This window comes from Paenibacillus sp. FSL M8-0142 (assembly GCF_038597315.1).
GTDB lineage: Bacteria > Bacillota > Bacilli > Paenibacillales > Paenibacillaceae > Paenibacillus_AQ > Paenibacillus_AQ lactis.
Window position 1 is genome coordinate 1,122,329 of record NZ_CP152008.1, and the last position, 15,193, is coordinate 1,137,521.

Sequence of the window (15,193 nt, forward strand, 5' to 3'; positions counted from 1 at the left end):
TAGACCAGCAGTGTCTGTTTAAAAGAAAAGACCACTATTATTTCCGTTAGGAGGCTGCCGTATGGTGTGGCTTCTGCTTGTTCTCATTGTGTTTATTTTGCAAATGGCAGCGGTGCTGCTGCTTGAATTCCGCAATCCTTCCAAGACGGTTGCATGGATGTTTATTCTGTTCTGTCTCCCGCTGCTGGGATTCGTGATCTATTTTTTCGTTGCACAGGATTATCAGAAGCGGCTTAAGATTCGCCAAAAAGGTTCCCGGCTGTTTCGGGAGATGAAGGAGCATTTCTGGGACCGGGCGGCTGTCGTCCTGCGCAAGGAGGATATGAACAATCCCGGCTTCCATCATCATGATCGTCTGTTTAATCTGTTAAAGCATTTATCCGAAAGTCCCATCACCGGCTGCAACGAGACCCGTGTCTTAACCGATGGCAAGGAGACCTATGATGCGATGCTCAAAGCGATGGAGGAGGCCAAGGATCATATTCATGTAGAGTTTTATATTTTCAGAAATGACCGGATCGGTACGAAGTTTCAGGATGTGATGATCCGCAAAGCCAAGGAAGGGGTCAAGGTGCGTCTTGTATGCGACGGGCTGGGGAGCTATAAATTGAAGAAAGCGTTCATACGGCGGTTTAAAGAATCCGGGGTTCAGTTCTATTTCTTCCTGCCTGCCATGGTATCCATGTTCAGCCGCAGAATCAATTACAGAAACCACCGGAAGATCGTCGTGGTGGACGGTACCGTCGGATTCCTCGGCGGCATCAACGTCGGGGATGATTATCTCGGGGAATATCCGGACATGGGCTACTGGAGGGACACCCATCTGCAAGTAGAGGGAGATGCGGTCTATTTTCTGCAGAGCGTATTCCTGCACGACTGGAAGCTGGCATCCGGCGAAGCGATCTCGAATCCGAGCCTGTATCCAGAGCACCACTGTACCGGGAAGGAGCAGGTGCAGATCTTGAGCAGCGGTCCGGATACGAGCTGGAATGCCATTCATGAGATGTGCTTTGGGGCCATATCGGTTGCCAAGGAGCGCATTTGGATTACATCGCCGTACTTCATTCCGGATGAAGGGCTGTACGAAGCGTTGAAGACGGCGGCGGTAAGCGGCGTCGACGTGAGGATTATTATTCCGGATCATGCGGATTCGCGGCTCGTCAAGCTGGCGTCGCTGTCGTACGTGGAGGAGCTGCTGGCGGCCGGAGTGTCCTTTTATGAGTATGAAAAAGGGTTTATCCATGCCAAGGTGCTGATCGTTGACGAGCTCCTTGCCTCCGTAGGCACGGCAAATATGGATATGCGGAGCTTCTTCTGCAACTTCGAGCTGACGGCTGTGATGTTCGACGAGCAGCCGATCCATCGGCTGGTATCGGATTTCAAGGAGGACCTGAACCACAGCAGAGCCATCGAACTGGAGACATTCCATGCGAGGGGTAGATGGCAGAAGGCAGCCGAAATCTTGTGCCGGATGCTGTCCCCGTTGTTATAGCCTCCATTATAGGCAGCATTAAAGTCAGCTAATGATGGAATGACATGCATATAGAGGTTGATCTTTGAAAATGGTAGTAGCGGCTTTCATTAATATGATAGAATATTTATAGGAGTGCCGCTAATAAATATACAGTAGCTGAGGTTCATAATGAACGGGGGAGATTTATGTCAAATGATGTGAAGATTTCTGTACAGCCGCACACACAGCCGGAACCGCAGTCCGTGCCGCCGCTGAAAGCGGACCAGCAGAAGCCGGAGAATCCGAAGAGCGGATCAATTGCTTTAAAGCTTCTCCGTCGTCTGGTGTTCTTAACTTTCGGTGCAATGCTGATGGCGGTGGGACTGGAGATTTTTCTGGTGCCGAACAAGATCATTGACGGGGGAATTACCGGCATCTCGATTATGGTGTCCCATATAACCGATGTCCCGCTCGGGATATTCCTGACTTTATTCAACCTTCCGTTTCTGTTTATGGGTTATAAACAGATCGGTAAAACCTTCGCTTTATCCACGTTGTACGCCGTACTGGTCATGTCGATCGGAACCTATTTTCTTCATCCTGTCGCTCCGATTACGATCGATCCGCTGCTTGCTGCCGTCTTTGGCGGAATACTCCTTGGCGTGGGCGTCGGTCTGGTCATTCGATCGGGGGGATCGATGGACGGTACGGAAATTGTAGCGATCTTAATTACCAAGAGAACGCCGTTCTCGGTCGGGGAAATCGTGATGTTCATCAACGTATTCATTCTCGGCAGCGCAGGCTTTATCTTTGGCTGGGATCATGCCATGTACTCGTTGATTGCTTACTATCTGGCATTCAAGCTCATCGACATTACGATCGAGGGCATCGACCAGTCCAAATCGGTTTGGATTATCAGCGATAAGCATAAAGAAATCGGCGATGCGCTGACCCAGCGGCTTGGACGCGGAGTTACTTATCTTGAGGGCGAGGGAGCCTATTCCGGGGACAGCAAGAAGGTGATCTTCGTGGTCATTACCCGGCTTGAGGAAGCGAAGCTGAAATCGATTGTGGAAGATTGGGATTCGCAGGCCTTCGTGGCAGTCGGCAATATTCATGATGTCAAGGGCGGCCGGTTTAAGAAGAAGGCCATTCATTAAACGTTATACAAGCTTGAATAGTTCAGGGTTCCACCTGCATGCTGGTACAAGAAGCGGGCGGAGCCCTTTTTTTTGATGTCAAAAGCTAATCTCTATACGATGGAATTCCCGCTGCGATTTGTAGCTTAGGTGGGGCTTTGCGTCTTCTTGTAATGGCGTATGATGCGGGCGATTCTGTGGACGGCGGCCGACTGGCCGATGGCTTGATTTACCGTCCCGGTGAAATATAACCCCGTTTCCGGGTGGTGGAAGGCAAATGCGCCGGATTGGCCCCAATGGCCGATTAAGCCGTCTTTCATGTTCAAGAGGGACAATGGCTGACGTACAATGCCTGAACCGTAGAAGAAAGTGCCGGGTGCCCATAGAAATTTCCATTCCATGAGCTCCTTCAGATGCGTCTGCGGAAATAGAACGCCGTCGAAAAACGCTCGGAGGAAGGTCATGGTCTCTCGGGCCGTGGAAACGATGCCGCCTTCGGGTGCGATGGAGGACATGTACAAGGGGATTTGAAGCCGGGTTTTCCGGTAATAAAAGGAAGCGGGTCTTCCATCAAGAGGGTCCTTGTATACGTAGGTCTGGGTCAGTCTCAGCCTGTCGAAGATGCATTCCTTGAATGTTGCCTCGATCGGCTGCCCGGTTACCGTTTCAATCAGCTTCCCTAACAGCTGATAATTGGTGTCGGAGTATTGGGCTTTATTCTTCATGCCCGGCGGGAATTTCGGACGAAGCTGCCTGACGGCTTCAAGCGTCTTCTCTAGCGGCCAGGACTGGTCTTTCCCGGCGATTAAGTCGGCGAATACGCGTCCCGAGAAATAATCGGGAATGCCCGAGGTGTTGGACATCAATTGCTTGATCGTGATCTCCCGGGAATAGTCGACGTTCTGGTAAACGTGAATGCCCTTGATCATCGCCTCGGGCAAATATTCGCCAATCCGATCATCAAGCCGAAGCAGCTGCCGTGAACGCAGCTGACGTACAATTTGGTTACGCTGGCGATAAAAAAAGGGGTCTCCGGCTTCATTTCCCCGCCGCTGCTGACGATCGACAGCGACCGATCCTGATTCTCGACGCACATGACGGCGCCGAATATATTTCTTCTGCGCGTCATTGCCGCCATCCAGCGATCAAATCGCATTTGATCCAGCGGCGATGGGCCCGCCTTTTCCTTCATCTTCATGCCTCCCTAAACACAGAATTGAAATGCTTGACCATGGAAATTCAAAACCCGGAACCATGGAATTTTCAAAACCTTGGATTTCTAGCAAATCCTCCGAGATCACGCCGAAGGAGAGGCGGCTGTTCAAGTTGGTTCCGCTTGCCGCAAGCGCGCCGCGCGAATGAAATCCTCGGCCGCCTCATTCATCATGGCCATTACCTGCTCCTCGTTGACACTCGTTGTAAACAAATCGTTGGCGACCATGACGGACAAGCCGGTCTGGAACGTCTGCATTTTGATTAAAAGCGCCCGAAGCTCCTCGCCGGAAAATCCCGCTAAGCCGGGATCCTCCTTCATCAGCTCGACCACCTCATTAAGCTGTTCTTCGTTATGCTTCATATACGGAATGTTCTTCATGATTAAATCCCGGTACAGCAGGGGAAATTCCCTGGCGAAGCGCAAACTGGCCATCCCGATATCCCGAAACGGCTGTCCGGTCCGCTGCCCGGTAATCATCTGCTTGGCTACGTGAAGCGAGTGCTCCACCACTCGCTGCAGAAGCTCCTCCGCATCGGCAAAATTAACGTAGATCGGGGCGATCGAGCATCCCAGGCGGTCGGCCACTTTCCGGATGGAGACGGAATCGAGCCCCTCCGCACGGGCAATGTCAAATGCGGCCAGGATGATGTCTTGTTTGGTGAATTTAGGCTTTGGTGCCATAGGTATGCTCCTTGCTCAATAAATATAACACTTGATATATAACATATGTTATGTATCGATTATAAGGGATTATTTTCCTGATTGCTAGTGGGATGTCATGATAATCGATTTGTAAATCCAGTAAATTCCTATTATAATAAGAACGTATGTTTGCTATAATATAACCATAACATTTTCGGAAATAGAGCAGGTTACGACAAGGAGGCGAAGGGGATATGGCGCAAACGACTTATGAGAGCATTTCGACCAAGCAAACGCTCAATCGGGTGAAAGAAGAGCGGATGCCGTTTGACTGGTCTATCAATCCGTACAGAGGATGCGGACATGGCTGCAGCTTCTGCTATGCACGCGCCTTCCAGTCCTTTATCGGGATGGGGGCGGAGGATGAATTCCAGCATCATATTTTCATGAAGACCAATGCGGCGGAGTCGCTGGCGAAGCAGCTGTCCGATACGGCTGCCAAATTCGGCCATGATATTGAAGCGATGCGGAGATCGATCGGGCAGGTGACAATCGGGACGGCTACGGATCCGTATCAGCCGATCGAGGGAAAGGCGGAGATCACGAGGGAATGCTTGAAGCTGCTGGCGAAGTATCGCATCTCAACCAGCATTACCACCCGCTCGCCGCTCGTGCTGCGCGATATGGACATCCTGACCCGGATGGAGGACGTTTCGGTCAATATCAGCCTGAATACGCTGGATGCAGATCTGATCCGCAAGCTTGAGCCGGCATCGCCGCATCCTGCGAGCCGATTGGAGGCCGTCTGGAGGCTGTCTTCCGCCGGCATACGGACAGGCGTATTTGCGGCACCCGTCCTGCCCTATCTTACCGATGGGGAAGAAGGGCTTAGGGAGCTCCTGTCCAGGGTGAAGGAGCATGGCGCTTCTTTTGCCATGATCTCGCTCTTGAGGCTGTCACGCGACGTTAAGAAATGGTATATGGAGACGCTCAAGCTCCATTTCCCTGAGGTCGTGCCGTCTTATCGGGAGCTGTACAGATCGGGGGCTTACGCCGAAGAGCAGTATATACGAAGCTTCAAAATGATGGCCGCCCGCCTCTTGTCGGAGTATGGACTGGGATGGACGGCAAGTCGCCCATCGAATCCAACCACGGGATCCTACGATCCCGCGACGGGAAGAAGGACTTCCCGATTGGCGGAAGGCATTGATTCAGGCCATGTTGCAGGGGCAGGCTCGCATGCTCTATCCGGAAGTGCAGGTTATAAGGAAGGGGAGGAGCGGGGCCGGGAAGCAGCCCCGCACCATTCCATCCGCCAGCGCAAGCTGCCTCAGCCTGCGGCACCCGTCTCCGCCGAGGATCTGAAGCCGGAGGTTGAGCAGCTATCATTTCCGTTTTGATGCCGGCTTCCCCTTGGCATTCAGATGCCGGACGATGTCTCCGATCGGCTGGGGAGGCAGAGCCTGCAGCAGGTCGCCCCTCTCTTTAAGGCGCTGCTCGATGTTCAGCAGGTGGAAATCCGTCGGAGAGACATCCCGCTGAACCTCTTCCCAAGTGAGCGGCGTGGATACCGTTGCGAGGCGTCTGGCCCGGGGAGTATAAGGTGCGGCAAGCGTTCTTCCGCTGTAATGCTGCAGATAATCGAAATAGATTTTGTCGCCGCGGTTTTTCTTCAGCCGCTCGATGGTAAACAATTTAGGGTGTTTCTCCGTTACGTATTGACCGACGAATTGGCCGACGGAGCGAAGCTCGTCGAACGTAATGCCTTCGGGAATCGGGACGATGATCTGCACCCCGGTTGCCCCGGACGTTTTCGGTACGGAGGCGATTCCAAGCGAGCGCAGCACATCGCCGACGATGGCCGTAGCTTCCATGATCCGCGGCTCCTCGGGAAGCGACGGGTCCAGATCGATCATCCATTCGCATGGCAGAACGTCACCGGCCAGGTGGAGCGAAGGATGGAATTCCAAAGCAGCGAGGTTGCCCAGCCATAAGAGCTCGGGCAGCCCGTTCAGCATGACATAGTTGATGCCCTCGTGCACGTAGGTACTGACAAAGGGCGGGAGCGGCTCGGGCGCATTTTTTTGATAGAACGATTCTCCGTCCACGCCGTGGGGATAACGGATGGTTGTCAGCAGCCTGCCTCTGCAATAGCGGAGCAGGTAGGGAGAGATCGCCGCGAGCTTTTGCAGATAGATGGCTTTAGTAATGCCGACCTCGGGCCACAGCGGCTTGTCCGGATTGGTAATCTGAATCTCTTGACCTTCAATGGTCAGCGTTCCTTTGACGGTACGGGCCATAGCCGTTACACCCCCTCAATCGACAGCAGCTTCGGATGCCGCATCATTCCGTCCTGGCTCCACTCCAGGAAGGTAACCGTAGCGGTCAGCGGCTTGCTAAGCCAAGCGAGCTGCTCCTTCTTCAAATCTGCGTGCAGCGTCTTCCAGCCGGCACCTGACGGATGCAGGCCTGCATATTCTAACAGCCGCTGCTTGGTCTGTTCGTTCAGTCCAAGCGATGCCCTGCCGATATAGTTGTTCTCATCGTCAGCCAGCACGAGGCTGGCTACGCGGCCTTCTCTTATGATCAAAGCGACAGCCTCCGCCTGCATGGTGATGGCGATCTTTTTCTTGTACCAGTCCCGGTGCTTCTTCCCTTCACGGTAAGGGGAGGAGAGACGTTTCATAACGATTCCCTCCCATCCGCGTTCCTCGGCCCATGCCCACAGGCTCTCGCCCTCCAGGAACAGATCGGCCGTCAGGATTCCGGGCGTAGTGGAGACGATCTCCTTCAGCCGATGATGCCGGTCAAGATAGGGCAGCTTACGCATATCCTTATCGCCGTCGACCAGAATGTCAAACAGCACATACGTGAAGAGCGGGGCGCCCGACCGAACCGAACGTGAACGCTCCCGCTGAAGCACCTTCTGGAACACCGGGCGTCCGAGCTCTGGATGAAAATAAACCACTTCGCCGTCCAGGAGCAGACGATCGTGCTGCAGCGTCGACAGTGCGGCAACCACCTCGGGATAGAGGGTTGTTTTGTCCAGCAGCTTCCGGGAATAGAGGGAGACTTGGCCGTGGTCGATGCCTGCAAGGATGCGCACCCCGTCCCACTTCAGTTGATAGCCCCAATCGTCGCCGGTTTCGATCTTCTCCGTGGAGATCGGCGCCATCGGCTCTTTAGGCAGCAGCTCTCGTAAATGTCCCATTTCGTTCAGGAGCCTGCTTCAGATTTCTTGGCTTTGGCGCGGCGCTTTGGCTTCGGCGTCTCATCCGTATCGTCGCCGCTCGCTTTCGCGGCCGGCTCTTTGGCTGCCGTCTTGCGGGTTGTCTTCCGCGGCTTCGCCTTCGTTCCCGGATCGGTGCCGATCGGCTTCACCGCCTCGATGCTGGCCTGAAGCGCGGCCATCAGGTCGACAACATTGGTTTCCTGGCGGGCAGGGGCGATTTTGATTTCCTCGCCGGACACCTTGCTGTTGATGGCCTCCAGCAGACGCTCCCGGTAATCATCCGTATATTTCTCCGGGTCAAACGGCGTCGAGAGCTGATCGATGAGCAGCTTCGCCATATCCAGCTCTTTGGAGTTAACCTCGGTCTTCTCCGGGAGATTGGGTACCTGCGATATCGGACGGATTTCATCCGGATAAAAAATCGTTTCGATCGACAGGCACTCATCCAGCACCCGAATCGCCGCCAGACTGCTCTTGGAGCGGATGGAGATTTTGGCGATCCCGATTTTTCCGGACTCCTTCATCGCCTCCATCAGCAGGCGGTACGCGTTCGCGCCCGCTTGATCGGGCGAGAGATAATAGGTCTTCTGGAAGTAGATCGGATCGATTTCCGTCAAATCGACGAAGTCGAGAATCGTGATGTTTTTGCTGTTTTGCTCGGCCAGCTGCTCCAGCTCGTCTTTTTCAAACAGCACGAACTTGCCTTTTTCATACTCGTACCCCTTCGTAATTTCCTCCCAGCCGACTTCCTCTTCGCAAACCGGACATTTGCGGACATAGGAGAGCGGACTGCCGCATTCCTTGTGAATGTAGCGCATCGATATATCCTTGTCTTCCGTGGCCGAGAACATCTTAACCGGCACATGCACCAGGCCGAAACTGATGGCGCCTTTCCAAACCGTATGCATCTATGAAACCTCCTATCTGTTTTTGGAATGAATCGTATGAACAGGATGTGGACGTATAATCTGCTTCTATTAGTGTGCCCAAAAAAAGATGCTCCTATGAGTCATTGCCGGTCTTTGCATAAACCGGGAGCCGACCGGGGAACATGATGGGTCTTTGAATAACCCCCCGGGGACTGAGGCGCATGACTGTTCTTTGAATAAACCAGGGAGAATCGAGGCATATTGACGGTGAACACTGCCTTAGCAAGGAGAGTGATCTTTAATGGATAAGCACAGGGAATCAGAACCGTCGGAAGAAATTCAGAAGGATCGTTCCTCGGACCGCGCTTTTGCAGAGCCGATCAGCGGAGACGTGGTGGATTGGCACAGCATGACTTCGGAGGAGAGCGACATCTCCCGGGAATCTACCATGTTTGACATTGACCGCATGATCAACGAAGGTCTTGGCGGGGGGAATGTCACGATGGACAACGGGCTGATCGGCCCTTCGACCACCGATACGATGGATCTCGTCGACGAATCGCCGAGATCCAAGAAAGAGAGGGAATAGGAATGGATGTGCAACGCGCCGTCGAAATATTCGAATCCAAGGACACGTACAAGGTGAATCTTGAAGGCGAGCCGGTCTGGATCGAGCATGTGGATCAGCAGAACGGCATGGCTACCGTCCAGGTCGGGTCTCGTCCTACTAATACGCAGACCGTGAAGGTAGACCGGCTGGAAGAGGGCGAATAACCTTTAACCGGGGGCCTTTACGTGGATGAAAATACACCTTAACCGGTGGTGTTGTGTTTTTTAAAGCACCACTTGGGTAAGGTGTATTTTAATTGGTGTGAAGATGCTAACGGAGTTTTCTGAAAAACATGCGAATATCATCCGTCAATAGTTCAGGTGCCTTGATGGGGGAAGTGACTTTCCTTGCAGGGGGAAGAGAGGACCGATATAATGAAGATCAAGCATTTTATAAGGCTGGATTATTTCATTAAAGGTGGGTTAAATCGTGAATAATGGCCGCACGGATGGCCGGTTTCAAATGATTTCAAGCCGTCTGGAGGAGACGGAGCAGCTTGCCGCCTGGTTGGCAGAACATGCGCAGCCCGGGACGGTGATCGGTCTGGACGGAGATCTTGGAGCGGGGAAAACGGCATTTTCCCAGTATTTCGCAAAGCATCTCGGCGTAGCCGGAGTGGTGAACAGCCCGACGTTTACGATTATTAAAGAATATAACGGGCGGCTGCCGCTCTATCATATGGATGTATACCGGCTGTCCATCGATGAAGCGGACGAGCTGGGTCTGGATGAATACTTTTACGGTGACGGCGTCTGCCTTGTGGAATGGAGCAGCCTGATCACGGAGCTGATGCCGGAGCAGTATCTCCATCTTTCGATTGCCATGACGGATGAAGGAGACCGGTTGATGACGCTGACCCCTCAGGGGAAGCTATACGGCGATTGGTGCCGGGACTTGAATGAAAAATGGGGTAAACAGGAATGAACAACAACGACACGAAGCCGCAGAAGCGGTTTTTGGCGCTGGATACGTCCACGTCTTCGCTGGCGGTGTCCGTGATGGATAACGATCAGCTGTTAACGGAAATCAACACGAGCGCGGAGCGGAACCATTCTGTGTATCTGCATCCGGTCATGGCGCAGGCCTTGGAACAAGCCTGCATCGGCATGGATGATATCGACGGCATTGCCGTCGGAGTCGGTCCGGGCTCCTATACCGGAATCCGGATTGCGGTAACGGCTGCGAAGACACTGGCCTGGGCGAACCGGATTCCGGTCGTCGGCGTTTCGAGCCTGCATGCGCTGGCTTGGGGCGGGCTTCAAGCTGGCAGGGACCAGCATGAAGCAGCAGCAGGGAATCATTGGGTTATCCCCCTGCTCGATGCAAGACGGGGGCAGGTATATACGGCTCTGTTTGCTGCAGAAGCAGCAGGCTCGAAGTCGAAGGCACCAGAGCGGCTTGCGGCAGACGGCATCCGTCTGATGGAAGCCTGGGTGGATGAACTGAATGAGCGAATCGGCCAACTGTCCGAGCAGGAGCGCCCGTCTGCTGTTTATGTAGTAGGCGAGACGGATCTTCATGCCGAGGCGGCCCGCCGTTTGTCATCCTGGTTCGGCGATCACCTGCAGCTGGTGCCTTATGCGCTCGAAGGGCGCTGGCTTGGCTATCTTGGAGCGGCTCGTTTGTCGGCCGGGGATTCGGATGAGCCGCATACGTTGATACCGAACTACACACAGCTTTCCGAAGCGGAAGCGAATTTGCTGCGCAGGCGGTGAAGTCAGGAGGGACGTTCATGGAGCAGGAGTGGAAGCCGGATGCGCAGGAGGAAGGCGCGCTGTCCTTCCGGCTGATGACGCTAGAGGATATTCCGGATGTTCTTGCGGTGGAGCACGAGGCCTTTTCGGTGCCCTGGACGGAAGAAGCATTTCGCAATGAGTTGAAGCTGAATCATTTTGCACATTATATGGTGATGGAATACGAAGGACGCTTAATTGGATATGCAGGGATGTGGACGATTGTTGACGAAGCCCATGTGACCAATATTGCATTGCTCGAGGCCTATCGCGGACGGAAGTGGGGCGAACGGCTGCTCAGCGAGCTGATGAAGACGGCGGCATTTATGGGGATGGAGAAAATGACGCTGGAGGTCCGTTTATCCAATCATGTCGCTCAGCGCTTATATATGAAAAAAGGATTTAAGCCCGCCGGCGTCCGCAAGGGTTATTATTCGGACAATCAGGAGGACGCGCTGATTATGTGGGCGGATCTGCCTCCCTATCGGGGGGACGAAGGCATGGAAGGAAGTCATAAATAGTCATGATAGATGAAAGAATAGATCGGGAGCATAGCTGTATCTTGGCTATTGAAACCAGCTGCGACGAAACCTCGGTTGCGGTCGTGAAGGATGGGTACGAGGTGCTCTCGAGCGTCATTGCAAGCCAGATTGAGACCCACAAAGCTTTTGGCGGCGTAGTGCCCGAAGTGGCCTCAAGGAAGCATGTCGAGAGCATCACGATGATTATTGAACAGGCGGTGGAAGAGGCCGGAATCGAGATGAAGGACATTTCGGCCGTCGCAGTCACCCAAGGCCCCGGCCTGGTCGGTGCGCTGCTGGTCGGCGTTATGGCAGCGAAGAGCCTGGCCTTTGCGCTCGGCAAGCCGCTGATCGGCACGCATCACATAGCCGGGCATATTTATGCGAACCGGTTCGTTGGGGATATAGAATACCCAAGCATGGCCCTGGTCGTATCCGGCGGGCACACGGAGCTTGTTCTCATGAAGGAGGAGGGGAGCTTCGAGCTGATCGGCAGGACGCGGGACGATGCGGTCGGCGAGGCGTACGACAAGGTTGCACGCGCGCTCGGCTTCCCGTATCCCGGCGGACCTCATGTGGATCGAATGGCGCTGGAGGCGCCGGAGTCCATCGAATTGCCTCGGGTCTGGCTGGAACCGGATAGCTACGACTTCAGCTTCAGCGGATTGAAGTCCGCCGTTCTGAATGTCGTCAATCAGAGTAAAATGCGTGGCGAGGACGTCCGGATCGAAGCCATCGCCCGCGGCTTCCAGGAGTCCGTAGTGGAAGTGCTGGTCGAGAAGGCAGTCCGTGCCGTCAAAGAGTATGGTGCAAAGCAGCTTCTCTTATGCGGCGGCGTGGCCGCCAACAGGGGCCTGCGCAGCGCGCTGACGGAGCGCTGTCAGGCGGAAGGCATCCGGCTGACGATTCCGCCGTTCCAATATTGCACGGACAATGGCGCCATGATTGCCGCGGCCGCTCATTTAAAGTGGAAGCAGGGCAGCTTTACGCCGCTGGATATGAAGGCCGATCCCCAATTGCCGTTGGAGGATTGGGCGAAATTTTAGGCCATGCGCGGCGTTTGCGAAATGCTGGGAAGGAATAAGCAGAAATTTAGAGCCTGTCGTCTCTGTTTAAAGGGACGGCAGGCTTTTTGCTATGCTTCGGAATATTGCATGTGAACTTGTCATCAGCCGGGATCAATCATTGCTTCATGGTGGTGATGAATTGAAGATAAGGTGATGGCTGTGTTAATGCTCACCACGCGCGATGGGACATAGCAAGACGGAGGTACAGCCCCGTGTTTACATGGAGCGGCTTCTTCGTGATTGTGAAATTCGGATGCTGTCAAGTTGTGAACAAAGTTATCCACATATCCGGTGAAAAATGTGAATAAGTAAGAAAAATGTCGATAAACCGGACTTCTGAAAAGGAATGAAATAAGGGGACATGATTTTCATTTTTGCCGGTGGATTCTGTGGATAATGTGTATAACTTAGTGGATAATGTTGGATATCAGGCCGTGAACGCTCGGATAACAACAAAAAAATGGCCATTTCGGCCATTTTTAAGTTTGACTTATGCACCAATTCTGGGGATAAGTTTGTGAATAAATCCAATCCTTCATTTGAAACGATTTTGTGAATTTTTTTTGAAGGTGATTAGAAGGTCCCAGAAAAACATGGCGCCGATGTCGATTCAACATCGAATCTGGCCCGGACCAAACACCCCGTCACCGCCTCGGACCGTCAACATGAGACGGCTTAGAGGGCGGCTCGTTAGACGGGAGGGACATTAGTCTTCCAGAAGAGCTTCCCACTCTGCAAAAATTTGATCAAGCTGCGCTTTCTTCTCATCAAGGGACTGCTGCCGCTCCTGAAGCGCCATGTAATCCTGATAAATCTCAGGTTGCGCCATTTCTTCCTCCAGCGCGGCAATCTCGGACTCAAGGGTATGAATCTGTTCCTCCAGGCTCGCCAGCTTGCGCTGCCGATTCCGTTCCTCGCGCTTGGCCTGCTTTTCGGCTTCGAAAGAAAGGGCCCCCTGCTTCTCAACAGGGGTCTCCTGCTTGGCCTGAGGCTTTATAGCATGCCGGGCGAAAGGCTCGGACGGTTCATCGTCCATATCCAGAATCTCCTGCTTTTTCTCTGTATAATCGTCATAATTACCCAGGAAATGTTGAATGCCGTCCGGATGAAGCTCGATGATCCGTTCCGCCATTTTGTTGAGGAAGTAGCGGTCATGGGAAATGAACAGCAGTGTTCCCTCGTAATCGATCAGAGCCGATTCAAGCACCTCTTTGCTGAATAAATCCAAATGGTTCGTCGGCTCGTCGAGAATAAGCATATTGGCTTCAAGCAGCATCAGCTTGGCGAGCGACACGCGTGCTTTCTCGCCTCCGCTTAAGGAGCTGATCTTCTTGAGCACGTCCTCGCCGCTGAACAGAAAATTGCCGAGAACGGTGCGAATTCGGGCTTCCTCCATATGCGGATAGGCGCTCCAAAGTTCCTCAAGCACGGTATTGCTTGGATTAAGCTCCGATTGCTCCTGGTCATAGTAACCGATCTTTACCTTGGTCCCCCATTGCAGCGATCCGGCAGTCGGCTTCATCGTTCCGATCAGGCATTTCAGGAGCGTAGACTTGCCGACCCCGTTCGGACCGATCAATGCAACCGTCTCCCCGCGATGCAGATCGAAGGACGCATGCTCGAATAATGGCTTGCCCGGCTCGAAAGCGACCGACAAGTCCCGAACCTGCAGCACGTCCTTGCCGGACATATACTCAGGCTCAAAGGAGAAATGGGCTTTTTTCAAATCCCCCATTGGCTTGTCCAGACGTTCCATCTTTTCCAGCGCCTTGCGGCGGCTTTGCGCCCGCTTGGTCGTTGACGCCCGGACGAGATTGCGCTGGATAAAGGTTTCCATGCGCGCAATTTCCTCCTGCTGCTTCTCATATTGCTTCAGCTGGGATTCGTATTCAGCTGCCTTCAGCTCGATATAACGGCTGTAGTTGCCCGTGTATTTCTTGGAATGGCGGCGTTCGATTTCGACAATGGTCGTAACAAGCCGATCCAGGAAGTACCGGTCATGGGATACGACCAGCAGCGATCCTGAATAACCGCGAAGATAATCTTCAAGCCAAGTCAACGTGGCGATGTCCAGGTGGTTCGTCGGTTCGTCGAGCATAAGCAGATCGGGCGCCTGCAGCAATATTTTAGCGAGAGCAAGCCTTGTTTTCTGACCGCCGCTCAAAGTAGAGATGGGCGTATCCGGGGAGAAGCCGCCAAAACCCATCCCGTGAAGCACGCTTCGGATGCGCGTTTCGATCTCGTACCCGCCTTGGTCCTTGAACCAGTCGGAACGGATCGCGTAACGGTCCAGCAGCTCTTGATATTTCTTCGGATCCTCGCTCGATTTCGGGTCGGCAATTTGTTCTTCCATCGAACGGAGCTCGCGCTCCGTCTCGAGCAGCGGTGCGAACACGTCCAGCATCTCATTCCAAATGCTCCGTTCCGATTGAAGACCGCTGTTCTGGGCAAGATAGCCGATCGTCGTCTCCTTGGCTTTGAATATTTGGCCTCCGTCGTAGGACATTTCCCCCGCCAAAATTTTCAGCAGGGTGGATTTGCCGGCTCCGTTCACGCCGACCAGTCCGATGCGTTCACGCTCCAGCACTTGCAGATTAATTCCTTCAAGCACCGGGGTTACTCCATATAATTTCGTTATGCCATTGGCCTGCAGCAGCATAGATGTGAAACCTCCATCAATCGATATACTTCAATTAAGAAATGGTTCGTAA

Annotated in this window: 16 protein-coding genes; 9 read left to right on the plus strand and 7 right to left on the minus strand. The window is 53.5% G+C overall.

Features of this window, described 5'->3' with window-relative positions:
* Positions 1 to 61 precede the first annotated feature (61 nt).
* Both cls and NSQ46_RS05165 read left to right on the plus strand, forming a co-directional pair.
* Entirely contained in the window at positions 62 to 1,492 is a 1,431-nt protein-coding gene (gene cls / locus NSQ46_RS05160) for a cardiolipin synthase (protein WP_007132325.1), read from the plus strand.
* A 167-nt stretch (positions 1,493 to 1,659) separates the two neighbouring features.
* Positions 1,660 to 2,613 (plus strand): YitT family protein, encoded by a 954-nt coding sequence (locus NSQ46_RS05165; RefSeq protein ID WP_028405889.1) that lies wholly within the window; start codon positions 1,660 to 1,662, stop codon positions 2,611 to 2,613.
* Positions 2,614 to 2,738: 125 nt separating this feature from the next.
* On the opposite strand, the gene NSQ46_RS05170 is transcribed toward NSQ46_RS05165, so the two are convergent.
* The 3 genes from NSQ46_RS05170 to NSQ46_RS05180 form a co-directional block, all read right to left on the minus strand.
* Entirely contained in the window at positions 2,739 to 3,533 is a 795-nt protein-coding gene (locus NSQ46_RS05170) for a serine hydrolase domain-containing protein (RefSeq protein WP_244869261.1), read from the minus strand.
* Complete coding sequence (locus tag NSQ46_RS05175; protein WP_341034962.1) at positions 3,518 to 3,784, minus strand: hypothetical protein; 267 nt, start codon at positions 3,782 to 3,784, stop codon at positions 3,518 to 3,520. Before NSQ46_RS05175 ends, NSQ46_RS05170 begins: the two co-directional genes overlap by 16 nt.
* A gap of 129 nt (positions 3,785 to 3,913) precedes the next feature.
* Positions 3,914 to 4,489, minus strand: coding sequence for a TetR/AcrR family transcriptional regulator (locus NSQ46_RS05180; protein ID WP_028405891.1), 576 nt, complete (start codon positions 4,487 to 4,489; stop codon positions 3,914 to 3,916).
* A 215-nt stretch (positions 4,490 to 4,704) separates the two neighbouring features.
* Between NSQ46_RS05180 and NSQ46_RS05185 the strand changes: the two genes are divergently transcribed.
* Complete coding sequence (locus NSQ46_RS05185) at positions 4,705 to 5,850, plus strand: radical SAM protein (RefSeq protein ID WP_341034963.1); 1,146 nt, start codon at positions 4,705 to 4,707, stop codon at positions 5,848 to 5,850.
* Here NSQ46_RS05185 and ligD read toward each other — a convergent pair.
* From ligD to NSQ46_RS05200, 3 genes are read right to left on the minus strand one after another with little or no spacing between them, the layout of a single operon-like run.
* A complete protein-coding gene (ligD, locus tag NSQ46_RS05190) occupies positions 5,836 to 6,750 on the minus strand; it encodes a non-homologous end-joining DNA ligase (RefSeq protein ID WP_341034964.1) in 915 nt (304 codons plus the stop codon). The two genes, NSQ46_RS05185 and ligD, sit on opposite strands and share 15 nt — an antisense overlap.
* Positions 6,751 to 6,755: 5 nt before the next feature.
* Complete coding sequence (locus tag NSQ46_RS05195; RefSeq protein WP_028405894.1) at positions 6,756 to 7,661, minus strand: DNA ligase; 906 nt, start codon at positions 7,659 to 7,661, stop codon at positions 6,756 to 6,758.
* 5 nt (positions 7,662 to 7,666) lie between these two features.
* Positions 7,667 to 8,590 (minus strand): Ku protein, encoded by a 924-nt coding sequence (locus tag NSQ46_RS05200; RefSeq protein ID WP_028405895.1) that lies wholly within the window; start codon positions 8,588 to 8,590, stop codon positions 7,667 to 7,669.
* Between the two features lie 262 nt (positions 8,591 to 8,852).
* On the opposite strand from NSQ46_RS05200, the gene NSQ46_RS05205 reads away from it, so the two are divergent.
* From NSQ46_RS05205 to tsaD, 6 genes are all read left to right on the plus strand, one after another.
* A complete protein-coding gene (locus NSQ46_RS05205) occupies positions 8,853 to 9,140 on the plus strand; it encodes a hypothetical protein (RefSeq protein ID WP_007132333.1) in 288 nt (95 codons plus the stop codon).
* 2 nt (positions 9,141 to 9,142) lie between these two features.
* The gene (locus NSQ46_RS05210; RefSeq protein ID WP_007132334.1) at positions 9,143 to 9,325 is read left to right on the plus strand and encodes an H-type small acid-soluble spore protein; all 183 of its coding nucleotides are present in this window, start codon (positions 9,143 to 9,145) and stop codon (positions 9,323 to 9,325) included.
* 298 nt (positions 9,326 to 9,623) lie between these two features.
* Positions 9,624 to 10,085, plus strand: coding sequence for a tRNA (adenosine(37)-N6)-threonylcarbamoyltransferase complex ATPase subunit type 1 TsaE (tsaE, locus tag NSQ46_RS05215; protein ID WP_028405896.1), 462 nt, complete (start codon positions 9,624 to 9,626; stop codon positions 10,083 to 10,085).
* Complete coding sequence (gene tsaB / locus NSQ46_RS05220) at positions 10,082 to 10,876, plus strand: tRNA (adenosine(37)-N6)-threonylcarbamoyltransferase complex dimerization subunit type 1 TsaB (RefSeq protein WP_213616378.1); 795 nt, start codon at positions 10,082 to 10,084, stop codon at positions 10,874 to 10,876. Before tsaE ends, tsaB begins: the two co-directional genes overlap by 4 nt.
* A gap of 17 nt (positions 10,877 to 10,893) precedes the next feature.
* A complete protein-coding gene (gene rimI / locus NSQ46_RS05225; protein ID WP_007132337.1) occupies positions 10,894 to 11,415 on the plus strand; it encodes a ribosomal protein S18-alanine N-acetyltransferase in 522 nt (173 codons plus the stop codon).
* Positions 11,416 to 11,417: 2 nt separating this feature from the next.
* Positions 11,418 to 12,461 carry a tRNA (adenosine(37)-N6)-threonylcarbamoyltransferase complex transferase subunit TsaD gene (gene tsaD / locus NSQ46_RS05230; RefSeq protein WP_213616380.1) on the plus strand — a complete coding sequence of 348 codons (1,044 nt, stop codon included), beginning with the start codon at positions 11,418 to 11,420 and terminating at the stop codon, positions 12,459 to 12,461.
* Positions 12,462 to 13,188: 727 nt separating this feature from the next.
* Here the strand turns inward: tsaD and NSQ46_RS05235 are convergent.
* Positions 13,189 to 15,141 carry an ABC-F family ATP-binding cassette domain-containing protein gene (locus NSQ46_RS05235; protein ID WP_144878969.1) on the minus strand — a complete coding sequence of 651 codons (1,953 nt, stop codon included), beginning with the start codon at positions 15,139 to 15,141 and terminating at the stop codon, positions 13,189 to 13,191.
* Between the last annotated feature and the right edge of the window lie 52 nt (positions 15,142 to 15,193).

What these genes read in the sequence shown, in the direction of transcription:
- cls (WP_007132325.1), top strand. Translation starts at nt 62, where the DNA reads ATGGTGTGGCTTCTGCTTGTTCTCATTGTGTTTATTTTGCAAATGGCA.
- NSQ46_RS05165 (WP_028405889.1), top strand. Translation starts at nt 1,660, where the DNA reads ATGTCAAATGATGTGAAGATTTCTGTACAGCCGCACACACAGCCGGAA.
- NSQ46_RS05175 (WP_341034962.1), bottom strand. Translation starts at nt 3,784, where the DNA reads ATGAAGGAAAAGGCGGGCCCATCGCCGCTGGATCAAATGCGATTTGAT.
- NSQ46_RS05180 (WP_028405891.1), bottom strand. Translation starts at nt 4,489, where the DNA reads ATGGCACCAAAGCCTAAATTCACCAAACAAGACATCATCCTGGCCGCA.
- NSQ46_RS05185 (WP_341034963.1), top strand. Translation starts at nt 4,705, where the DNA reads ATGGCGCAAACGACTTATGAGAGCATTTCGACCAAGCAAACGCTCAAT.
- ligD (WP_341034964.1), bottom strand. Translation starts at nt 6,750, where the DNA reads ATGGCCCGTACCGTCAAAGGAACGCTGACCATTGAAGGTCAAGAGATT.
- NSQ46_RS05195 (WP_028405894.1), bottom strand. Translation starts at nt 7,661, where the DNA reads ATGGGACATTTACGAGAGCTGCTGCCTAAAGAGCCGATGGCGCCGATC.
- NSQ46_RS05200 (WP_028405895.1), bottom strand. Translation starts at nt 8,590, where the DNA reads ATGCATACGGTTTGGAAAGGCGCCATCAGTTTCGGCCTGGTGCATGTG.
- NSQ46_RS05205 (WP_007132333.1), top strand. Translation starts at nt 8,853, where the DNA reads ATGGATAAGCACAGGGAATCAGAACCGTCGGAAGAAATTCAGAAGGAT.
- NSQ46_RS05210 (WP_007132334.1), top strand. Translation starts at nt 9,143, where the DNA reads ATGGATGTGCAACGCGCCGTCGAAATATTCGAATCCAAGGACACGTAC.
- tsaE (WP_028405896.1), top strand. Translation starts at nt 9,624, where the DNA reads ATGATTTCAAGCCGTCTGGAGGAGACGGAGCAGCTTGCCGCCTGGTTG.
- tsaB (WP_213616378.1), top strand. Translation starts at nt 10,082, where the DNA reads ATGAACAACAACGACACGAAGCCGCAGAAGCGGTTTTTGGCGCTGGAT.
- rimI (WP_007132337.1), top strand. Translation starts at nt 10,894, where the DNA reads ATGGAGCAGGAGTGGAAGCCGGATGCGCAGGAGGAAGGCGCGCTGTCC.
- tsaD (WP_213616380.1), top strand. Translation starts at nt 11,418, where the DNA reads ATGATAGATGAAAGAATAGATCGGGAGCATAGCTGTATCTTGGCTATT.
- NSQ46_RS05235 (WP_144878969.1), bottom strand. Translation starts at nt 15,141, where the DNA reads ATGCTGCTGCAGGCCAATGGCATAACGAAATTATATGGAGTAACCCCG.